Annotated in this window: 19 protein-coding genes; 3 read left to right on the top strand and 16 right to left on the bottom strand. The window is 46.1% G+C overall.

The window, feature by feature from the left end; all coding sequences use genetic code 11:
* Positions 1-198: 198 nt before the first annotated feature.
* Together ACKKE8_RS16090 and ACKKE8_RS16085 are read right to left on the bottom strand one after the other, a co-directional pair.
* On the bottom strand, positions 199-1,134 hold the full coding sequence (locus ACKKE8_RS16090; protein WP_409179019.1) for a GNAT family N-acetyltransferase: 936 nt from the start codon (positions 1,132-1,134) through the stop codon (positions 199-201).
* 128 nt (positions 1,135-1,262) lie between these two features.
* Positions 1,263-1,733 (bottom strand): hypothetical protein, encoded by a 471-nt coding sequence (locus tag ACKKE8_RS16085; RefSeq protein ID WP_409179018.1) that lies wholly within the window; start codon positions 1,731-1,733, stop codon positions 1,263-1,265.
* A gap of 1,796 nt (positions 1,734-3,529) precedes the next feature.
* Between ACKKE8_RS16085 and ACKKE8_RS16080 the strand changes: the two genes are divergently transcribed.
* Positions 3,530-4,719, top strand: a protein-coding gene (locus ACKKE8_RS16080; protein ID WP_409174429.1) for an IS3 family transposase whose coding sequence is annotated in 2 segments (ribosomal slippage) — positions 3,530-3,818 and positions 3,818-4,719 — 1,191 coding nt in all. Because the reading frame shifts where the segments join, the coding sequence is not laid out codon by codon here.
* 112 nt (positions 4,720-4,831) lie between these two features.
* Here ACKKE8_RS16080 and sigJ read toward each other — a convergent pair.
* From sigJ to ACKKE8_RS16060, 4 genes are all read right to left on the bottom strand, one after another.
* On the bottom strand, positions 4,832-5,713 hold the full coding sequence (gene sigJ / locus ACKKE8_RS16075; protein WP_409179017.1) for an RNA polymerase sigma factor SigJ: 882 nt from the start codon (positions 5,711-5,713) through the stop codon (positions 4,832-4,834).
* A gap of 1 nt (position 5,714) precedes the next feature.
* Positions 5,715-7,016, bottom strand: coding sequence for a phytoene desaturase family protein (locus ACKKE8_RS16070; RefSeq protein WP_409179016.1), 1,302 nt, complete (start codon positions 7,014-7,016; stop codon positions 5,715-5,717).
* A gap of 104 nt (positions 7,017-7,120) precedes the next feature.
* Complete coding sequence (locus tag ACKKE8_RS16065) at positions 7,121-7,504, bottom strand: hypothetical protein (protein ID WP_409179015.1); 384 nt, start codon at positions 7,502-7,504, stop codon at positions 7,121-7,123.
* A 580-nt stretch (positions 7,505-8,084) separates the two neighbouring features.
* Positions 8,085-8,288 carry a hypothetical protein gene (locus ACKKE8_RS16060; RefSeq protein WP_409179014.1) on the bottom strand — a complete coding sequence of 68 codons (204 nt, stop codon included), beginning with the start codon at positions 8,286-8,288 and terminating at the stop codon, positions 8,085-8,087.
* A gap of 311 nt (positions 8,289-8,599) precedes the next feature.
* Here ACKKE8_RS16060 and ACKKE8_RS16055 point away from each other — a divergent pair, with 311 nt between their 5' ends.
* Positions 8,600-8,743, top strand: coding sequence for a hypothetical protein (locus ACKKE8_RS16055; protein ID WP_409179013.1), 144 nt, complete (start codon positions 8,600-8,602; stop codon positions 8,741-8,743).
* A 126-nt stretch (positions 8,744-8,869) separates the two neighbouring features.
* Positions 8,870-9,079: a hypothetical protein gene (locus ACKKE8_RS16050; RefSeq protein ID WP_409179012.1), complete on the top strand. Its 210-nt coding sequence runs from the start codon at positions 8,870-8,872 to the stop codon at positions 9,077-9,079.
* A gap of 428 nt (positions 9,080-9,507) precedes the next feature.
* Here the strand turns inward: ACKKE8_RS16050 and ACKKE8_RS16045 are convergent, their stop codons facing one another.
* From ACKKE8_RS16045 to ACKKE8_RS16000, 10 genes are all read right to left on the bottom strand, one after another.
* Positions 9,508-9,609: an acyl-CoA dehydrogenase family protein gene (locus ACKKE8_RS16045; RefSeq protein ID WP_409179011.1), complete on the bottom strand. Its 102-nt coding sequence runs from the start codon at positions 9,607-9,609 to the stop codon at positions 9,508-9,510.
* Between the two features lie 65 nt (positions 9,610-9,674).
* On the bottom strand, positions 9,675-10,463 hold the full coding sequence (locus ACKKE8_RS16040; protein WP_409179010.1) for a 2-keto-4-pentenoate hydratase: 789 nt from the start codon (positions 10,461-10,463) through the stop codon (positions 9,675-9,677).
* A gap of 12 nt (positions 10,464-10,475) precedes the next feature.
* Positions 10,476-11,498 (bottom strand): 4-hydroxy-2-oxovalerate aldolase, encoded by a 1,023-nt coding sequence (gene dmpG / locus ACKKE8_RS16035; protein WP_409179009.1) that lies wholly within the window; start codon positions 11,496-11,498, stop codon positions 10,476-10,478.
* A 25-nt stretch (positions 11,499-11,523) separates the two neighbouring features.
* On the bottom strand, positions 11,524-12,411 hold the full coding sequence (locus tag ACKKE8_RS16030) for an acetaldehyde dehydrogenase (acetylating) (RefSeq protein ID WP_409179008.1): 888 nt from the start codon (positions 12,409-12,411) through the stop codon (positions 11,524-11,526).
* Positions 12,412-12,433: 22 nt separating this feature from the next.
* Positions 12,434-13,219: a 2-keto-4-pentenoate hydratase gene (locus tag ACKKE8_RS16025; RefSeq protein WP_409179007.1), complete on the bottom strand. Its 786-nt coding sequence runs from the start codon at positions 13,217-13,219 to the stop codon at positions 12,434-12,436.
* 32 nt (positions 13,220-13,251) lie between these two features.
* Positions 13,252-14,718 carry an aldehyde dehydrogenase gene (locus ACKKE8_RS16020; protein WP_409179006.1) on the bottom strand — a complete coding sequence of 489 codons (1,467 nt, stop codon included), beginning with the start codon at positions 14,716-14,718 and terminating at the stop codon, positions 13,252-13,254.
* A gap of 10 nt (positions 14,719-14,728) precedes the next feature.
* Positions 14,729-15,190: a RidA family protein gene (locus tag ACKKE8_RS16015; protein WP_409179005.1), complete on the bottom strand. Its 462-nt coding sequence runs from the start codon at positions 15,188-15,190 to the stop codon at positions 14,729-14,731.
* Positions 15,187-16,191 carry an amidohydrolase family protein gene (locus tag ACKKE8_RS16010; protein ID WP_409179136.1) on the bottom strand — a complete coding sequence of 335 codons (1,005 nt, stop codon included), beginning with the start codon at positions 16,189-16,191 and terminating at the stop codon, positions 15,187-15,189. The genes ACKKE8_RS16015 and ACKKE8_RS16010 overlap by 4 nt, the downstream gene beginning before the upstream one ends.
* Complete coding sequence (locus ACKKE8_RS16005) at positions 16,182-16,718, bottom strand: 3-hydroxyanthranilate 3,4-dioxygenase (RefSeq protein WP_409179004.1); 537 nt, start codon at positions 16,716-16,718, stop codon at positions 16,182-16,184. Before ACKKE8_RS16005 ends, ACKKE8_RS16010 begins: the two co-directional genes overlap by 10 nt.
* 45 nt (positions 16,719-16,763) lie before the next feature.
* Entirely contained in the window at positions 16,764-18,251 is a 1,488-nt protein-coding gene (locus ACKKE8_RS16000; RefSeq protein ID WP_409179003.1) for a 4-hydroxyphenylacetate 3-hydroxylase family protein, read from the bottom strand.
* Between the last annotated feature and the right edge of the window lie 172 nt (positions 18,252-18,423).

Here is an 18,423-nt window from a genome sequence, read left to right as displayed (position 1 = left end):
TGATTTGGTAACCAGAAGTGGAAGCAAAACCTCGTTTCCGATTTTTTAACTAGTAGTTCATCAAGTGTAATACGAATGGCTTAACCCAGTACAGTGACATCAACTAAACCTCTGTCTATCACTTCTTTTGCCTTGGACTCGGACAGCAGCTTTAAATGATCTTGTCAATATTCCTTGTTCTGATAATGCTCTTCCTATTTATAATATTTGCGTTTCTTCGGACAGATCTAAGTCCCATCGTTCTTCTATTAACATGGTTCCAGTCCATTCTTCATTTGGTTTCTCAGCTGATAATGTAAAGTTGTATTTTTGGTATAGATGACGAGCTGCAACAAGTATATTTACAGTCCATAAGAAAATATGTTGATAACTCTGGTCTTTACAGAAGTTGATGGCAGTCTCTATCAGTTTTTTTCCAATGCCCATCCCTTGATATTTTTCATCTAAAACAAACCATCGCAGTTGGGCTACTGTATCAGAAAATTTAGTAATGCCAATCGAACCGATGATTTCACCATTTACTTCAGCAACCCATAGCTCCCCTCCGTCGGCATCAATCATAAATTCCGCTAAACCTTTCATAACGTAATATTCAAATATTCTGCCAAACTGATATGTCTGATGATATGACCTTCCATGAAGGTGTGCGATGTATCCTGCATCACCTGGTTGAAATGGCCGAATGGAGACTTGTGAATCTGAAGAACATTCGGTGTAAATGGATTCGATTGTTTCCATGGCTAAGACTAGTTTAAACAAATCATCTTTTGATAAATGTTTAATCATGTTATTTACTCCGCGACATGCATTTTCAACCAAGTCCTTGTAAATGTCCTCTCCATCTTTTGTTAAAAAGAGAGAATATTGGCGTTTATCCTCTGTTGACTTTTTTTTGTTAATTATTTTTTCATCCTCTAACCGTTGGACAATTCGGCTCATATAGCCTCGGTCGATCCCAAGTTTTTCTCTAACTTCAGTTGCCGTACAACCATTTCTTTGTTGGATTTCTGTTAAAACTCGTGCCTCTGTTAATGAAAAAGCTTGATTATATATCTCTTGATCAATTTTACCTAGAACATTTGCATAAAACCTATTGAATTTACGAATTTTATCAACATATTGAAACGTTTCCAAATGTAATCCTCCTGATATTCTAGAATTAATTATAGAATAATAAATTTAGTTGACTAAGTCAACTAAATACCGAGGTTTCCTAAGGTTATTTTTTGCGGAAGCTGTTAAATCGTCCTCGAACGGCAAAGCTACAGAATACTACTCTTATAACCGACAACAAAAATGACTCTTTCTAAAAAAAGGAATATCAGATTCTTTACATTGCCTATTACCCCGTCAAGCACTTCATCGATACGGTAGACTGGAAAACCTGAAATATTGTCCGCTAAATTGAACTTAAATCCGTCATTTTCTAAATGCTTATTAATGAAATCAATGTACTCATCCTGCTCTTCCTGTTGTCTCACCAATGGATGTACGACCTGTTCTAAGAATTTAATAAACACTTCATCGAGCGCAATCATTAGTTCCAAATACTTCTCGTATAAATAGACTTCATCCCAGTCAGAGTTGTTGATCATATGTTGCCATATATCACCTGATGCTGTCATAAAGCGGGAATCAGATGAAGGCATGCTGTCCAAATTCCATACCCTATTCAAGAAGTCGACTAAATCGTACTTACCTGGGATATTATTTTTAGCATGGAGTTCATCCATGATATTTCGCCTTGTTATCTCACTGATTTTATAAAGTCCAGTTGGATTAAGTTGAAGGACTACCTTTGACAATGAGTTCGCTTTTAAGCCATAGTCGTTTATTATCCGTTTGGCTAAGTCCAGGAGGAACAATTGATCCTTGCCTTTAAGTCTTTTTTGAACGTAAACCCTTCTACTGTGAAACGCCTCAGACTCATCTCCGCTTTCCAAACCGTGTGCAAACTGTCGGTATGTCGTATGCCTTTTCCTCTCGCAGTACCTGAATTATCGCATCAATAAGTTCATTAATACTCGCCATTGAATATCCCCATTTCAAATAAAACGTATCATGATAATCCGCAGGAACTGGAGAAGTTGTGCAAAGAGTACTCCGTGTTATTATCTAGTTATTCTGATATCAAATATAGGATAGTAATTCTTCAGGGAGAAACAAAACGTAACTGCCTTAGAGGAAGATTGTAAGAGCGGTCAAGTGGAATAGATAATCAAGAGTTTTTGTATAAGGAGAGTTGCTTAATTATGTTGTTCACACCTGAACATTTAGAAAGTTTACTAAGCAGTTTAAACCAAACATGGTTCCAAAACGAATTAGCTACCCTTTACAGCAACTCCCGAACTGAAATGAACATCCGAGATAAGTTTAACCTCCTCTTTGCTAAAGCCCTTGCAGACAATGAGCATTACTTTATCCAGCGTGAATGGCAAAGAAGAGACTTAGCAATAATCCGGTATTAAGATTATCAAACTGAGCCGGTTGCTTTGTTTGAGTTCAAGGCAAGGCACGCTTGGTTCATCGCCAGTAACGAGCGTGGGAAAAATAATGGTGAAAGTGGCTACGAAAAAACATTCTAAGGGGATTATGGAGTGAAAAATGGTGTATTGCAGGATATTTACAAACAGGCTCCTTATTCTAAAAAGATCCCTTGCTATAGTAATTCCTAAGGACGCAACCCATAACTCCCCCGGACGCACCAATAATTATCGGACCGATTCAATAACTCTGTTTTTCCCATTCCAGAATATATATTATGTAAACTGATAAAAAGAGCAGAAATCGTGACGCAAACAAGTACACTAAATTAAGATCTTGGTATATCTATTTTGTGTCACAGTTTAATTAATGTTTATGACACGGGCGCATTAATAATTGTCTGGCGATACAAACATACTAATCGAGTCTGATTTTAGTCGTTTATTGCGTATAAATCTCATGCAATGTCTTAAATTTACATAGACCACCAAATGTCGAGGCACACCAATCTACTTAGCATACTTTATAAGGTAATTATTCAAAAATAGCGCCTCTAGGTGCATGTTCCTTTTCTAGTGAATGATTCGTTTACATTTCAGTTCATGAAATGTATTTTCATGTACTGATTTATAAAAACGAAAGAATCCACTTTTGGTGGATTCCTCTTTTGCTAATAAAAGTTGACCATTTAGGTAGCATTTTATTTCCTGAACCAATGCTCGTTCCTTGCTACGCAAGTCCTTGACGATTTCTACTTATTCAAGTATTATGCACTCTTTCGTTTCATTGTTCGAATCTTCACTCCCTCATTTGCATGCTGAAATGGTTTTTATTTACAGATAGATTAAATCCTATTCTACTCCATGAAGGCTTGACATTTTAAGCGACGGGACCTATGACGTCGTACCACGACATCCTCTTTAGTTATTAGGAATTGGGGCGGGAGCTGGCCCCGCGCCTTGATATTATCCCCTTTGAGTAGACAGTGTAAAAAGCCCGCCCACCTAACGGTGGGTGGTACACTCTACTTGGAGGGGATTTTCTCATGGCTAAAAAAGGTCAAATATTCAAGCGTTATTCCGAGGAGTTTAAGCTGAGAGCAGTAAACATGTATCAACAGGGAGAGATGGGTTATAAAGCAATAGCTAAGGAATTAGGGATACCTAGTAAAACACAAGTTCTACAATGGGTTCGAAAGAAGAATAAAGGCGAAGGTTTTGTGGATCAAAGAGGAAAGAATGGTTCTAGTGACACCCCATTTGTTGGTCGTCCAAGAACCAAGTTTGCTACTGTGGAAGAAGAAAGGGACTATCTAAAGGCGCAGGTAGAATACCTAAAAAAGCGCAATCCCAATCTGCATCTGGGGGGAAGGTATGGAAAATAACTCGCTTTACGATCATAAACGAGCTGCGTAAAAAATATCCACTAACGTGGTTGGTAGAAATTGCGCAAGTGTCACGGTCGGGTTTTTACAAATGGCTTAGCACCAAAGGAAAGCCGTCAGCAAGAAATGAGTTAGATCAGATTCTGAAAAAGCATATGATGGCGATTCATTTGGAGCATCCATACTATGGTTATCCACGAATGCAGATAGCATTAAAGAAGAAGGGATTGAATGCGAATCATAAGCGAATATACCGCCTGATGAAAGAATTAAACCTTCAATCCATCATCAGGAGGAAGCGCCGCTATTTTGGTAAAGCACCTTCGATTGTATATCCCAACTTACTTAACCGTAAGTTTAGAGCGGACAAGCCCAATGAGGTATTTGTAACAGATATTACGTATGTTGCACTTCATAACCGTTACTATTACCTTTCGGTCATTCAGGACCTTTTTAACAACGAAGTTGTTGCCTGGAAAGTTTCCAAGCGAAATGATTTACAACTTGTGTTAGACACTGTGGGGCAGCTAAACGAAGAAAGAGACGTGCTGAAAGCAACCCTACATTCAGATCAGGGCTTCCAATACACGTCTCGACAGTACAATAAGCGAATAAAGGAACTTGGCATAAGTGGCAGCCACTCTCGCAAAGGAAACTGCCTTGATAACGCCTGCATCGAATCCTTTTTCTCGCATCTCAAAACTGAGACATTGTACTTTACTGAGTGTAAGACAGAAGAAGATCTCTTTCAAGCCATTGAAAAATACATTTGGTTTTATAACCATGAACGGTTCCAGAAAAAATTAAACCAGTGTGCCCCGGTTGAATACCGAAACACACTGGCTGCTTAGGCTTTTTTAATTGTGTCTACTTGACAGGGGTAAGACCACCTTCAGTTAGAGGAGGTTTTTTTCATTTTTTCTTTGGCTTTCTCAATATCTTCCTTCTTCAATGGTGCACCAATTAATTGCTGACAAAACGTGTGAGATTTTTTAGCTTATCGGGATTTAAAACAGCATACATGTTCACAATATGATTGTCTTGAATATCAAAAGAAATCGTAGCAAAGAGTTGCTCGCCTGCATAAAACACCAATCCGGGCTGTGTATTAATTTCGCGAAGCTTAAAAGAGAAATCGACAGGGAACTCCGGGAAAATACCGATAAAGAAACGGGCGATTCGATCATGGCCAAACAGCGGTCGCAAGGGGGCTTTCACTTTGCCTCCCCCATCCATATAGAGAATCGTGTCCGAAGTTAGGACTTCGAGCAGTATTTTCATATCCCCACTCAATAGGGCTTGTGCGAACTGTTCAATCAGATGAGTTGTATCCGGCTCCATGCCGACGTTAAATGGAGGAATGTCGCCCAAGCTCCTTTTGGCACGACGGAAAATTTGCCTGCAGTTCGTGCTGCTTTTGTCCACGATCTTCGCTATTTCCTCATATTCGTATTGAAGTACTTCGCGCAACAGGAATACAACCCGCTCGGTCCATGAAAGCTGATGGATCAAGAACAAGTATGCCATCGAAATGGTTTCTTTCCGTATATATCCTTCCAATGGGTCGATTTGTCCGTTGCCATCACTCATAATCGGTTGCGGAAGCCAAGGTCCTACGTATGCCTCACGGTGTTTGCTTTGCGCCCGTAACCGATCTATGCATCGGTTGCTTACACTCCTGAATAAATATGACTTTGCATCCTTAACCAGATCGGATGGAACCTTTTCTATCGAAAGAAACGTTTCTTGAACGATATCTTCGGCATCCATCATACTTCCCATCATACGATAGGCAAGAGAAATGAGCGAAGGTCTCAAACTTTTATACAGATCTTCCACTTCCACCCTATGCATGCCTCCTCGCCCTGTTGTATTCACGAAGGACTTCCCCGGAAGCTCGCTTTGCACTGGCAAAAACTGCATCAACTAACACTTCTCCTTGACCCGTCCAATCTCCGGAGACGTACAATCCATCCACTTCCGGGACAGAAGGACCATAGCGTTTGCCGATTCGATCAATGGAATCAAAATCATGGGTAACCGTAATTTTTGGCAAAAACTGCCTTGCAACAAGTTCCTTTTGCCAGCCCGGTTGGATGAAGTCTAAAGCCCGCTCCAAATGACTTTCATCGTTTTTGGGATTATCAGAGCCAAAGCCGATATCCTTGCACACATGAATAATCGCGGAGCCATCCTCACTTGCTTCGGAAATGACAGATGGGGTACTTATAAAAATCGGTTGGTCCAAGAAAAAGGTGAAATGGCGCTTGGGATCATCTGAGTAGGGCAGTTTGCGCAGCGCGACATCCAGGCAAGCAGCATAGATTGGTTTCGCCCGATCCCGCCACTCCTTGAGCGATGTTTGCTCCGCATTTTTAACGAGCTTGAAGGTTTCGCCCGGCCCAGCCGCGACAAGAACAAATGAGATTTCCAACGTTTCGCCATCATTGAAACGGATTTGCCTTACTCTACCGTCATGCTCAATCTCAGATGCATTTTTTCCGTAGAGAATTGTAACACCTGCTCGGATGGCCTCCTGCCGAAGACTTTCAACCAGTTGACCCCAACCTCTATCTACATAGATTACTTGATTGCCTTTAAATACAAGTTGCAGCCTTCTGACTCCAGGAGCAGCCAAGAGAAGGTCAGGATAAGGCACAAACGTATTGGTTCTACAGACGGCGTAAATGAGGTGTCGTATCATCGGATCTCTTATTTCCTTTTCCGCCCATTCCCGAAAACTAATCGGTGGTAAAGTCTTTGTATCGATTTTAGCTAGTCGTGTCACAAATTGAACGATTTCCAACTTGGCGGAAGCAGATAACAATTTGGATGTAACAATCGCGAAAGGATTTCCAGGTAGTTGGTAAAGCTTGTTATTCCACACCATGCCACCTTTTGCAGGCACGCTCGCTCCTTTGATCGGGATTCCCAGTTCGTTTAATACCTCCTCAGCAGCCCCCCCTTTATAGAGTGCATGAAGACCCAAACTTAGCATAGCACCATTCTTTTTAACCGTAACGGAACGACCGCCCAACTGATTTGATTTTTCTAACAGAACTACGGATAACCCGGCTTTTGCTAAATAAATCGAACCTGTTAATCCGGAAAGCCCTCCACCGATTACCGCTACATCATATTTTCTCATGCCCATTCTCCCCTCCTTTATTTATAAATAAGACGAATGGGAGGGATGGTTTTGTGACAAATATCGCGTTGGTCGGCGACCTTAGGGACCTGATGAAAGTCGGTTCAATCTCCGGATCCGTTGACACCGAAGGCGATTAAGCCGAGTGCAACCGCGTAGAGCATCCAGGCCGGATGACGACCGCGCGTTGCCCAAAGTGCGATAAAAGCGCCATACAGGTAAGAGCTGCCAACGAGCAGGCCAATCACGATCCTTACGTCCCGACCGAACCAGATGGAAGCTATCAAGGCGAGACCGCCGATAAACCAGTTGAACGTGCTAAACTGCAAGAGCCGCGGCATGATCCATCTGATTCCTGCGTCGGGTAATAAAGACTCCGAATTCGCCAACGGTCTGACCATGAGCCGTTGGGTCAGAATACCATGAACCAGCGCCACACCGCTTCCGATAATTCCAGCCACTACTAAGGCTACATCATGCCAATTCATGTCCATACACCTCCCTAGAAATTATGGCAAAAGGTTTGGCCGGGGTTAATTCCCCTGTGTTTGGGACGACAGTTAAAATGATTGTCTTTTTCATGAATTATGCCGCTCCTCTTCTGCAAGGATTTACCAACTCGTCTTGGCGACGCCACCTTTACCCGTGTAGATGATGATTCTCATGTCTACTCCTCCTTTAGTACGAATTCGTAGTAAATATGTAAAAAGAATGGGTCACTCCTCGATCTTGATCTTCACCGGACAGCACCGGCAGCTCCTTTTAGTATGAATTCGTAATATTCCAAACCAAATTTAATACGTTTTCGTAGTAATTGTCAAGAAGAACGAGCCGGTGTCAAATCGGAAAGGGAATTCATGTACTTCGGCTCTCTATGGTCGGGAATGTGAAAAGTACCAGATATAGAGATTTCCAGGAATATTTGTTTTAGGAAGATACATGGAATCCAACGAAGAACGGAATGAGCCATACCAGCATCATCTGCAAAGAGCTCGTGCTAATCAATTAAAAAATCCCGCTCCTGTCGAAGAAACGGGTTCATTTCTACTTTTCTTTCTCACTGAACTGTTAGTAATCAAGAAATGATTGTAAAGAGTCATCGAGCAAGCTTTCGCGTTTAGGATCTTCATTCACATCGCTATCAACCTCAAGATTGCCACTATTAATGGCTTCAGTATCCTCTGTTTGTTCGGTAATGAAGGGTGTGTCCATATTTTGTTTCGTAGTAAAGAGATTGATTTGCGAATGTTCGCTTTGTGTTCCTTTATCCATGCTCTTCTCCTTTATCCAGTTTTCTTCTGAGGAAAATTTCTCACGCTAGACACGTTAAGTTTATTTTGTCATACCTGGGACTCCGCTATTCTTACCATAATAGTGAACACTCCAGATCTGGCTGAATTATTTCCTGGCAAAAAACGGGAGCGTTATCTACATATAACCGAATTCATTTTTACTTGTTTGGGAAATGTAAGTTTGGAATGGTTGTACCTGTCTTCTCGATTCGTTTCATGAATGAAGGCATCCCTGAACATCCTATAGGACGGGGGGAAATTCCTCTACACTATGTAAAGTAGGGTGATAAGATGCTTGACAAAGATCTTCTGGTTGAAAGACTGGAAGCAGAGGGGTTTGCCAAAAGCGCAAGGAAAGTGAAGAGTGAACCCGAAAATAAAGACGTTAAGATGAAAAAGGAGATCCCTGGTGTAGGCAAAAACCCAGAAAACTAATCGACAAGAGTCGAATCAAACTACCGCTTACCTCATCATCAGGCGCTCAGAGTGAGCGCTTTTTCATTGTTACCCGGTATAAATACATAAGGAATTTACAACATTACTGATGAAGGAGGGATTGAGATGACTCAATTCGATGTTGGTTTGATTCACAGACTTGCTGACCAAATGGAGGGCCTATCTTCCAATATCAAAAAGCATGTAAACTCGCCCGATGAGCTGAGCGATGACTTACAGCAGTTGACGAGTATCCTTAACAGTTTTCAAACGCTCACCCAAGCGTCTAAAAATAGTGGGTCCTATCCAATTGCTACGGAGAACGATGTAAGATAGTGTTTTTGGTTATTGTACTAGTGCCGGTTTCACCTTTTTTCATGGTGAAAACCGGCTGTTTTGTCTGACTGGTGGTTACTGAAGGATATGTCGCTTTTGCAAGATTAAGTTTTGTCGGCGGTTCAAACGGAATCGTTTTAACCATCTGTACAAAGAAGCTCTAGCAGAAATGTATTTTTCTTATTTCATAGGATCCGCTTGAACGGTAACTTCGGTTCCTGGTTTAATCGGCTTTAGGCCTGGATTTACAAGCAGTTGTTTTCTCATGAGACTATCATTCTCCCATACATTTTTCTTGCTGAAACCTTTCTCTTTATACCTTAAAGGGGTTTTTTTGATACAATGTGCCTCCTATCCTGAAAATAAAACGGGTACTCGATTAGAGCACCCGTTTTGGATGGACCTATAATGCTAGCCTTATAAGAGCTTTACAAGCCGAGGTTTTTCGCGATAATATTTTCCATTATTTCTGTCGTACCGCCATAAATGGGCATGACCGCAACATCGCGATAACGACGGGCAATTGGCAATCGGATATTCTGGTTTTTGTTGAAAGGCTTCCAGTATCGAAGTCGGCTCAGATGCCCCTCCCTGCCTATTTCGTTTTCACCACAAACTCAATGCTTCCGAGGTCACCCCATTTGGCGCTTACGACATCCCCTTCCCGTAGCTGGTGGGAACCGGTAATGCCCCCGGACAAAATCAAATCTCCCTTGTGCAGCTTGCGCCCTTCGCGAGCAAGCATGTTCGCCAGCATCGCGACCGAGCGGGCTGGATGACCGAGAACTGCCGCACCAGCCCCCAAGTCTTTGAGCTCGCCATTGATCGAAAGAGTAACACCTACCAAATCGAGTTCAAGTTCATCAGGCTTTCTCCATGTCGATCCGATAAACACACGGGAAGACGAAGCATTGTCGGCAATGACATCCGGCAAGGTAAACTGGAACTGCGCATATCTGCTGTCGATAATCTCCAGTGCGGGAACCACATAGTCAGTGGATGCCAGGACATGAGCCTCAGTGATGCCGGGTCCTTCCAAATCCTCACGCAAAACAAAGGCGATTTCCGCTTCCACCTTGGGATGAATCAATTCATTGATCGGCAGAATGCCGTCCTCGATATTCATATAATCAAAAATGTAGCCCCGTATCGGTTCGTGCACATTCATCTGCTTCATTTTTGCCTGACTGGTCAAACCCATTTTAGCGGCAAAGATTCGATGTCCCTGCTCAAGCTTGAGGGAGACCAGCTCATTTTGAATACGATATCCATCTTCCACAGTCAGCTCGGGGTATTCAGCCGTCAGTTTCACGACCTCCTCCCCATTCAACTCCGCATCCACCAGCTTTTGAGCCAACCTTTTGTACAATAGTTCCGTTTGCACGCTGATCACCCCCTATCTGATTTTGGTAGAGCTGTTCAGTTGGGCGATTTCCGCTGCGACATCCACGATCATGTCTTCTTGTCCCCCCACGGCCTTTCGTCTTCCCAGCTCGATCAAAATATCCCGGGAGTCGATGCCGAATTTCCTGGCTGCACGCTCGGCATGAAGCCGGAAGCTGGAATAGACACCCGCGTATCCGAGAACCAGAGCGTCTCTGGTAATTTCCTGTGGTACTTGAAGAATCGGGGCCACGATTTCCTCTGCCAGATCCATCATTTTGTACAGGTCGACGCCCGTCTGAATGCCCATTCGATCCAGTACAGCAAGGAGAACCTCGGTTTGTGTATTGCCCGCACCTGCACCCAAGCACCGAACACTGCCGTCAATCCAGGTGGCACCCTCTTGAATGGCGACGAGCGTATTGGCCATGGCTAAAGACAAATTGTTGTGTGCATGGAAGCCAACAGGAATATTCAGACATTGCTTCAAGGCCCGGACTCGTTCCCCTGCTTGATCAGGTAGCAGAGCGCCAGCAGAATCGACGATGTACACGACATCAGCTCCATAGCTTTGCATGAGTCCAGCTTGCTCCGCCAGTTTTTCCGGAGCAGCCATATGCGACATCATCAAAAAGCCAACTGTCGTCAAGCCAAGCTCTTTCGCCCGATAAATATGCTGAGATGAGACGTCCGCTTCGGTCGCATGTGTGGCGATTCGTGCCATGCCTACCCCTAGCCCTGCAGCCGTCTTCAAATCTTTGATCGTGCCGATTCCCGGCAGCAAGAGCACGCCCACTTTCGCTTGTTTACAAACGGAAACGGCAGCCTCGATCAGCTCCAGTTCATGGGTCCTCGACAGACCATACTGCAGGGACGATCCGGCCAATCCATCTCCATGGGAGACTTCGATATGCGGTACGTTCGCTTCATCTAATGCGCGCGCCACCTCGACTACTTGCTCCACCGTAAACTGGTGATTGATCGCATGGCTCCCATCTCGAAGCGCTACCTCGGTAATCACAATATCACGACTCATATGCGGTTCCTCCTTTCATTCGTGGCTATATACCGGTGCCGATACCGACAGCATGCTTGGCATATTCCTCTGCTACCTTCACCGCTGTCGCCGTCATGATATCCAGATTGCCAGAATAAGCAGGGAGGTAGTCACCCGCGCCTTCCACTTCCAAACAAACGGTGATTTTGTTTTCATCAAAGATCGGTTCTGAGCGCAGGCGGTAACCAGGAACGTATGATTGAATATAGGCAACGGTTTGGTGGATAGCCTTCACGATCGCCTGTCGGTCCGCACCTTCCTCCACTATTGCATAGATTGTATCTCTCATCAGGATCGGCGGCTCCGCCGGATTCAGGATGATGATCGCCTTGCCTTTCTTCGCTCCGCCGATTGCTTCGATACCATGTGCGGTCGTCTCCGTAAATTCGTCGATGTTGGAACGTGTGCCAGGTCCTGTGCTTTTACTGGATATAGTGGCTACGATCTCTGCGTAGCTGACCGGACTCACACTCCCTATCGCATGAATGATCGGAATAGTAGCCTGGCCGCCGCATGTGATCAGATTGATGTTCTTTTCATTCAAATGCGCACCGAGATTCACAGATGGTACCACATAGGGCCCCACAGCAGCAGGCGTTAGATCGATGGCGAGCTTTCCTGCCTCCCTGAGCGCCTTGGCATGACGAATATGTGCTTTGGCTGAAGTAGCGTCAAAGACAATATCTGCAAGATTCGCACCGCTTTCCAAAAACGGTTGTAATCCGCCGTCAAATACGTAGTATCCCGCTGCCTTTGCTCTACGCAGACCATCCGAATCAGGATCGATTCCAATCATGGACGTCAGTTCAAGAATTGGCGACCTTCCAAGCTTGATCATCAGGTCTGTCCCGATGTTCCCCGAGCCCAGTATTGCTACTTTTACTTTCTTCATACATGCATTCCTTTCCTATTTTTTACCTGCCAAACCTGACTCCTACTGAACCAAGTCCAGCAATCCGTGTGTGAAATACATCGCCAGGCTTAGCTTCAACCGCTGCTGATAACGCACCAGACAAGATGATTTCTCCTGCTTTGAGTGTAATCCCTAATTCGTACAGCTTGTTCGCTAACCACGCCACACAGGATGCGGGATTGCCCATTGCGGCGGCACCAACACCGGTATTGACCAGCTCCTGATTTTTATAAAACGCCATTCCTACCAGAGGAAGGTCCAGATCTTGCGGTTTCACGGGATGTCCGCCCAGCACATAGAAGCCCGAGGATGCATTGTCCGCAACTGTGTCTTCTAGTTTGATTTGCCAGTTGGCTATACGGCTGTCCACGATTTCCAAAGCAGGCACTACATATTCCGTTGCCATCAAGACGTCATAGATTGTTACATGTGGCCCTTCCAGATCGCGCTTCAGCAGAAAGGCAATTTCTGCTTCTACCTTTGGCGAAAGGACATGCTCGAAAGGCAGTTCTCCGTTGTTTTCCACGACCATGTCGTCCAATAGATGTCCATAGTCTGGCTGTTCCACGCCAAGCAGTGTCTGCATGGCACGAGAGGTCAGGCCGATTTTCTTCCCTGTAATCCTCGCGCCTTCTTTCACTTTTCGCTCAATCGTCTTCAATTGAACATGGTATGCCTCTATTTCGCTGATTTGCGGATCCAGTAAAGTGAGTGGCGCTACTCCCACCCCTTCACGACTCGCCGCCGCTAAATGATCGGCGTATCGCGTGATTTTTTCTATGTCCACACGGCTCCCTCCCTGATTTGCTGTCCTTCTCGCTAGAATTTCATAGTGATTGTCTTGACCTCGGAGTAGAATTCGAAGCTGTGACGCCCGCCTTCGCGGCCAATCCCGCTGTCCTTGGCACCGCCAAACGGAGTTCGCAAGTCACGCACATACCAGCAATTGATCCATAAAAGACCTGACTGTACTCGATCAGCCACGCGATGCGCGCGCCGTAGGTCGTTGGTCCAAACCACTCCTGCCAAGCCGTAAGACGAATCATTGGCGATCCGAATAGCGTCCTCTTCTGTACGGAATGGAATGATCACGATGACCGGACCGAAAATCTCTTCCTGGGCCACCCTCATTTTGTTGTCTACATCATAGAGAACGGTTGGCTCTAGGAAATTGCCGTCACCCAGCCCACTGATCCGTTTTCCGCCGTAACCGAGCTTGGCTCCTTCTTCCAGTCCAATCTGGATGTAGTGCTCCACGGTCTCCAAGTGACTACGGGACACCAACGCTCCCATATCCGTTTCTGGCTCCAGAGGATTTCCCACCTTGATCCTTTGAACTGCCGCCACAAATTTATCCAGAAACTGATCATATACGCTTTCTTGCACCAACAAACGCGATCCTGCCAGACAAATCTCGCCCTGGTTGCGGAATATGGCCTCGACCGACCCTTTTACCGCTTCATCAAGATCGGCATCTTCAAACACGATATTGGCTGATTTGCCTCCCAATTCGAGCGATACTGGAATCAGATGCGAAGCGGCATTCTGCATGACGGTCTTGCCGGTGTTAGATTCTCCCACAAAAGATATCCGGCGCACATGGGGATGAGTCGTCATCGCAGTCCCGACAGTCCCGCCCGGACCAGTGATGATGTTGAGCACGCCAGGAGGTAGACCAGCTTCATTGGCAATCTCACCGAGCATCACCGCCGAGAGAGGCGTGTACGAGGCTGGCTTTACTACGACCGTATTTCCCGCCGCTAAAGCCGCCGATGCTTTCCAGGTCATCTGCATGAAGGGTAGGTTCCATGGAATAATCAGACTTGTCACACCTGCCGGAGCATATTTGACGTAGGACATAAAATGGCGCATTTCATAATGCTCATGGACCATGTATTTGGCCATTTCGGCAAAGAAACGCAAATTGGCCGCCGCCCTCGGAATATCGAAGCCCCGGCTTTCTTTGATCGGCTTGCCGACGTCGAGCGTCTCCACCAAAGCGAGTTCATCCACACGCTCCATCACAAGGTCAGCCATTTTGCAGAGAATCTTGGCGCGCTCATCTACAGACATCTCACTCCAAACGCCTGAAGCAAACGTACGCTGCGCCACGTCGATCGCCCTTTTTACATCCTGCTCACTTGCATTGGCCACAAAAGCCAGCTTGAGATTTGTCGCCGGGTTGATCGTATCGAAGGTTTCACCGGAAACAGCGTCCACGTAATCTCCGTCTATGAAAAGCTTGGCGCCTTTTAGCACCTGGTTTTCCTTGGCAGTCTGACTCATGGGAATCCTCCTAATTCTCGATTTCCAAGATCATCTCTACTTCTACGGCGTTATTTAGCGGGAGCTGGGCCATCCCTACAGCGGACCGCCCATGCCAGCCTTTCTCGCCGAATAGCTCCACTAACAAATCGGATGCCCCATTCATGACTTTCGGATGATCTATGAAAGCTGGATCGCTGTTAACGAATCCGAGTATTTTGACCACTCGTTTGACTCTCCCCAGTTCCCCTAGCTCATGCTTGGCAACAGCGAGCAGATTGAGCATACACTGCCTGGCAGCCAGGTAGCCTTCCTCTATCGTGACATCCAGTCCCAGCTTCCCTCGATATTCGTTCGTCCCTTGGCCTGCCAGAAAGAGGAGATTGCCCGCTTGGACACAACCAACATAATTACCGGCCGGCTGTCTCGGTTCGGGCAGGTCTAGGCCCATAGCCTGTAGACGTTGTTCCGGCGTTTCAGTCTGGTGCTTCACAGTCCGTTCATCTCCTTTATGTTCAGGAAGCGAAGCGCGTTTTCGCCCAGCAACGCCCGCTTCTGTCCGTCAGTCAGCTCCAACGTATGATCGATGACATCCCCGGGAGGTGTTTCACGAAGCAGGAAGGGATAATCCGATCCCATCATGATTCTGTCTTCGCCAAAGCGCTTCATCATGTATTGGATGTTCAATGGGTCGTACGTCAAGGAATCAAAGTAGAATTGTTTCGCGTACACACTAGGCGGTTGATCCGTCAGACGCAGATGCGGCCATACTTTCCAGCCTTGGTCCAGCCTGGGTAGAATATAAGGAAAAGAGCCGCCGCCATGGGCAAAGCAGATTTTCAGGCGCGGAAACTTCTCGATCACGCCTCCCAAGATAAGACTTGCTGCGGCAAGCGCTGTCTCGCTTGGCATCCCGACGGTGTACATCAGGTTGTGCCGCGGCATCCGTTCTCTGCCCAGCGTCTCCCATGGATGTACGAAGAGTGGCACATCCCATGTCTGACACATTTCAAAAAAAGGAATCAGTGCCGGGTCGTCCAGATTGTTGCCATTTACGTTGGTACCGATTTCGATCCCTCTCAGGCCGAGCTCGTGCATGCAGCGATCCATTTCCCGAATGGCTGCCTCGGTGTCTTGCAATGGAACTGTACCCAATCCGATGAAATGATTCGGATGTTGGTTGACCGTCTCCGCGATAAAATCGTTTTGAATCCGCGCCATCACTTCCGCTTCGGCTGCCGGGGCCCAGTAGGAAAACGTGACCGGAATGGGTGACAACACCTGCATATCCACGCCTTCTTGCTGCATGTCATGAATCCGTTTTTGGGGATCCCACACCTGATCCGTCACTTCGCGAAATACTTTTCCCCCGACCATGATATTTGCCCCGCATGTACAAGTGCGGTGCAGAATTGGCCAGCGTTCTCCATGAAAGCGCTCTGCCAGGTTGGGAATATCCTCTGGAATGATGTGGGTATGGAAGTCTACTCGCATTTCCACTCACTCGCTTCCGGAGACATGACGTGGCTGCATTTTTGGCATGTCCGCAGCTCCAGATTGCTATTGAATCCATCGATCGCCTCTTTTACCTGCACCTCTATGTTTGTCAGTTGAATCCGTACGCGATGCATTTCGTGGTCGCAGTTTTCGCAGAACCAAGCAAAGTCCTCCAGTTCGCCCTCATCTCTGTTGCGCTCAATCACGAGTCCGATCGTATCCGCGATCCGGTGTGGGGAATGCGGGACATTCGCAGGAAGAAGGAACATTTCGCCTTCTCTGACCGTAATGATCTCACGCTTCCCATCCTGATTCATGATCTCTACGAAGCAATCACCCTTGAGCTGATAAAAAACTTCCTCGGATGGATCAATGTGAAAATCCCGCCGCTTATTCGGCCCTCCCACTACCATGACCATTAGTTCTGCATCTTTCCAAATCACCTTGTTATTCACTGGTGGTTTGAGCTGATCAATGTGATCCTCGATAAACTTCCACAAATGGATAGGTGCCAATTTACGCATGCTCTATTCCCTCCTTTGTTTTTTTATCTCTTAGCGATTCCTTGTTTAAAGAACCTGCTCCGTCTGCGATGTCGATTTGGCAGCAAAAACGCTGAGCGCGTCATCCACCATCGTGCATGCATGAGACTTCTTATAATTGTTGTAAAAAATCGCTAATTTGCGCACTGGATCACCGGTATAGTACCGCTCGTATTGCAGCAAACGCTGTCCGAAGGCTTCCCCGCACAGATCCCAAGCGAGCTTGAACAGGCGAACCCGATCTGTACCGGAGATACCCTGGCGTCCGGCATAAAACTTATCCATATCCTCCACCAACTCGGGATGCTCCATATCACTGTCAGTCGGGGACATGAGCAATCCACCTGCTCCAATAATTTGGATGACTTCAATCGCACGCGGGTACAGCTTCGGAAGCAGTCCGCGAATGGTTTCGAGCTGAACGTAACCCGGCATGAGCTCGCCCGACGGCAAGGTCTCGTAATCCAGCTCAGCTGTCCTCAGGAGCGCTCTGACCGATTCCAGCGATTGCGCCAGTTCCCCGAGATTGTTTTGGACATTCGGATAGACGTCTACCCCGATGGAGTCTGCCAGCCGCATGGCAACTTCCGTGGCAAATTGGAGCTTCAAAAGTCCTCTCACCCCTGTCTGGTGCGCCGGCTGCTGTCCGATGCCTGTCTTTGGATAAAGCAGGTTGGCTGCTTCTACATTGTTGTACAGAAATAAGCGCTCCCAAGGTACGAGTACGTCATGAAAGACAAGCAGAGCATCCATTTCTTCGAAGCGCGATGCCAAAGGATGGTCATAAACGGAACGTTTTCCATCCTGCATGGGCTCCCTGCAAATGATACGAAGGCCAGGGGTGTCAATTGGAATGGCAAATGCCAAGGCGTAACGCTCATCTCCTGGCTTGAACCCAGGGAACGAATAAATGATGACTTCATCCGTGATCGGCGCCAGTGTTGCGAGCATTTTCGCTCCTTTGACAATCAGCCCTTCCGGCGTCTCCTCTACTGCCCCCAAATGGGTGTGCACATCGTTTTGTTCGTGCGAAGACTTGCTGCGGTCATTTTGCGGATTGATAATCGCATGCGTTAAAAACAGGTCTTGGTCGCGAACATACTTGTAATAATTTTTCACGTTTTCCGCCCACTGCGGATTGTACCTTTCCAAGAAAGATGCATTGCTGTATAGCGACGTCAAGACGATATTGAGAAAATCCGGCGTTCTTCCCATCAAGCCAAAAGTGGCTTCCGCATAAGCTTCGTACAAAGCTCGTTTCGCCTGCAATTCCTCAGGGGTCTTTGCAACGAGAAAGGCGTTGTTCACACGCTCTCCGGTCTCCTGACAAATATGGGTAATCTTCTCTTGGTACTTCTCGTCATGCTGCATATCATACAGTTTGGCTATTTCATGAATCGGCTGTCGAAAAACAGCTTCCTCACATACATTTGTCACCTTTCTGCCTTGTAGCCAAATCTCCGGTTGCCGTGATCTCAAGCCCCGAATGTATTGGTCACCTGTACGGATTCCCACCACAATTCCTCCTTGTTGTTTTTGGTTGCGTCGTTTTTGTTCTTAAACCGCATTATAATGTCTGTCTTTTCTGACAAATGTAACCTACTTAACATCACGGATGAAAAATATAAGATGCCGCTCACCTGATTCATGGGAAACGGAGGATATGTAAACGAATTAACATCCATTC

This window comes from Brevibacillus fortis, from assembly GCF_046196545.1.
Taxonomy (GTDB): Bacteria; Bacillota; Bacilli; order Brevibacillales; family Brevibacillaceae; genus Brevibacillus; species Brevibacillus fortis_A.
This window is presented reverse-complemented; position numbering and strand designations above follow the sequence as displayed.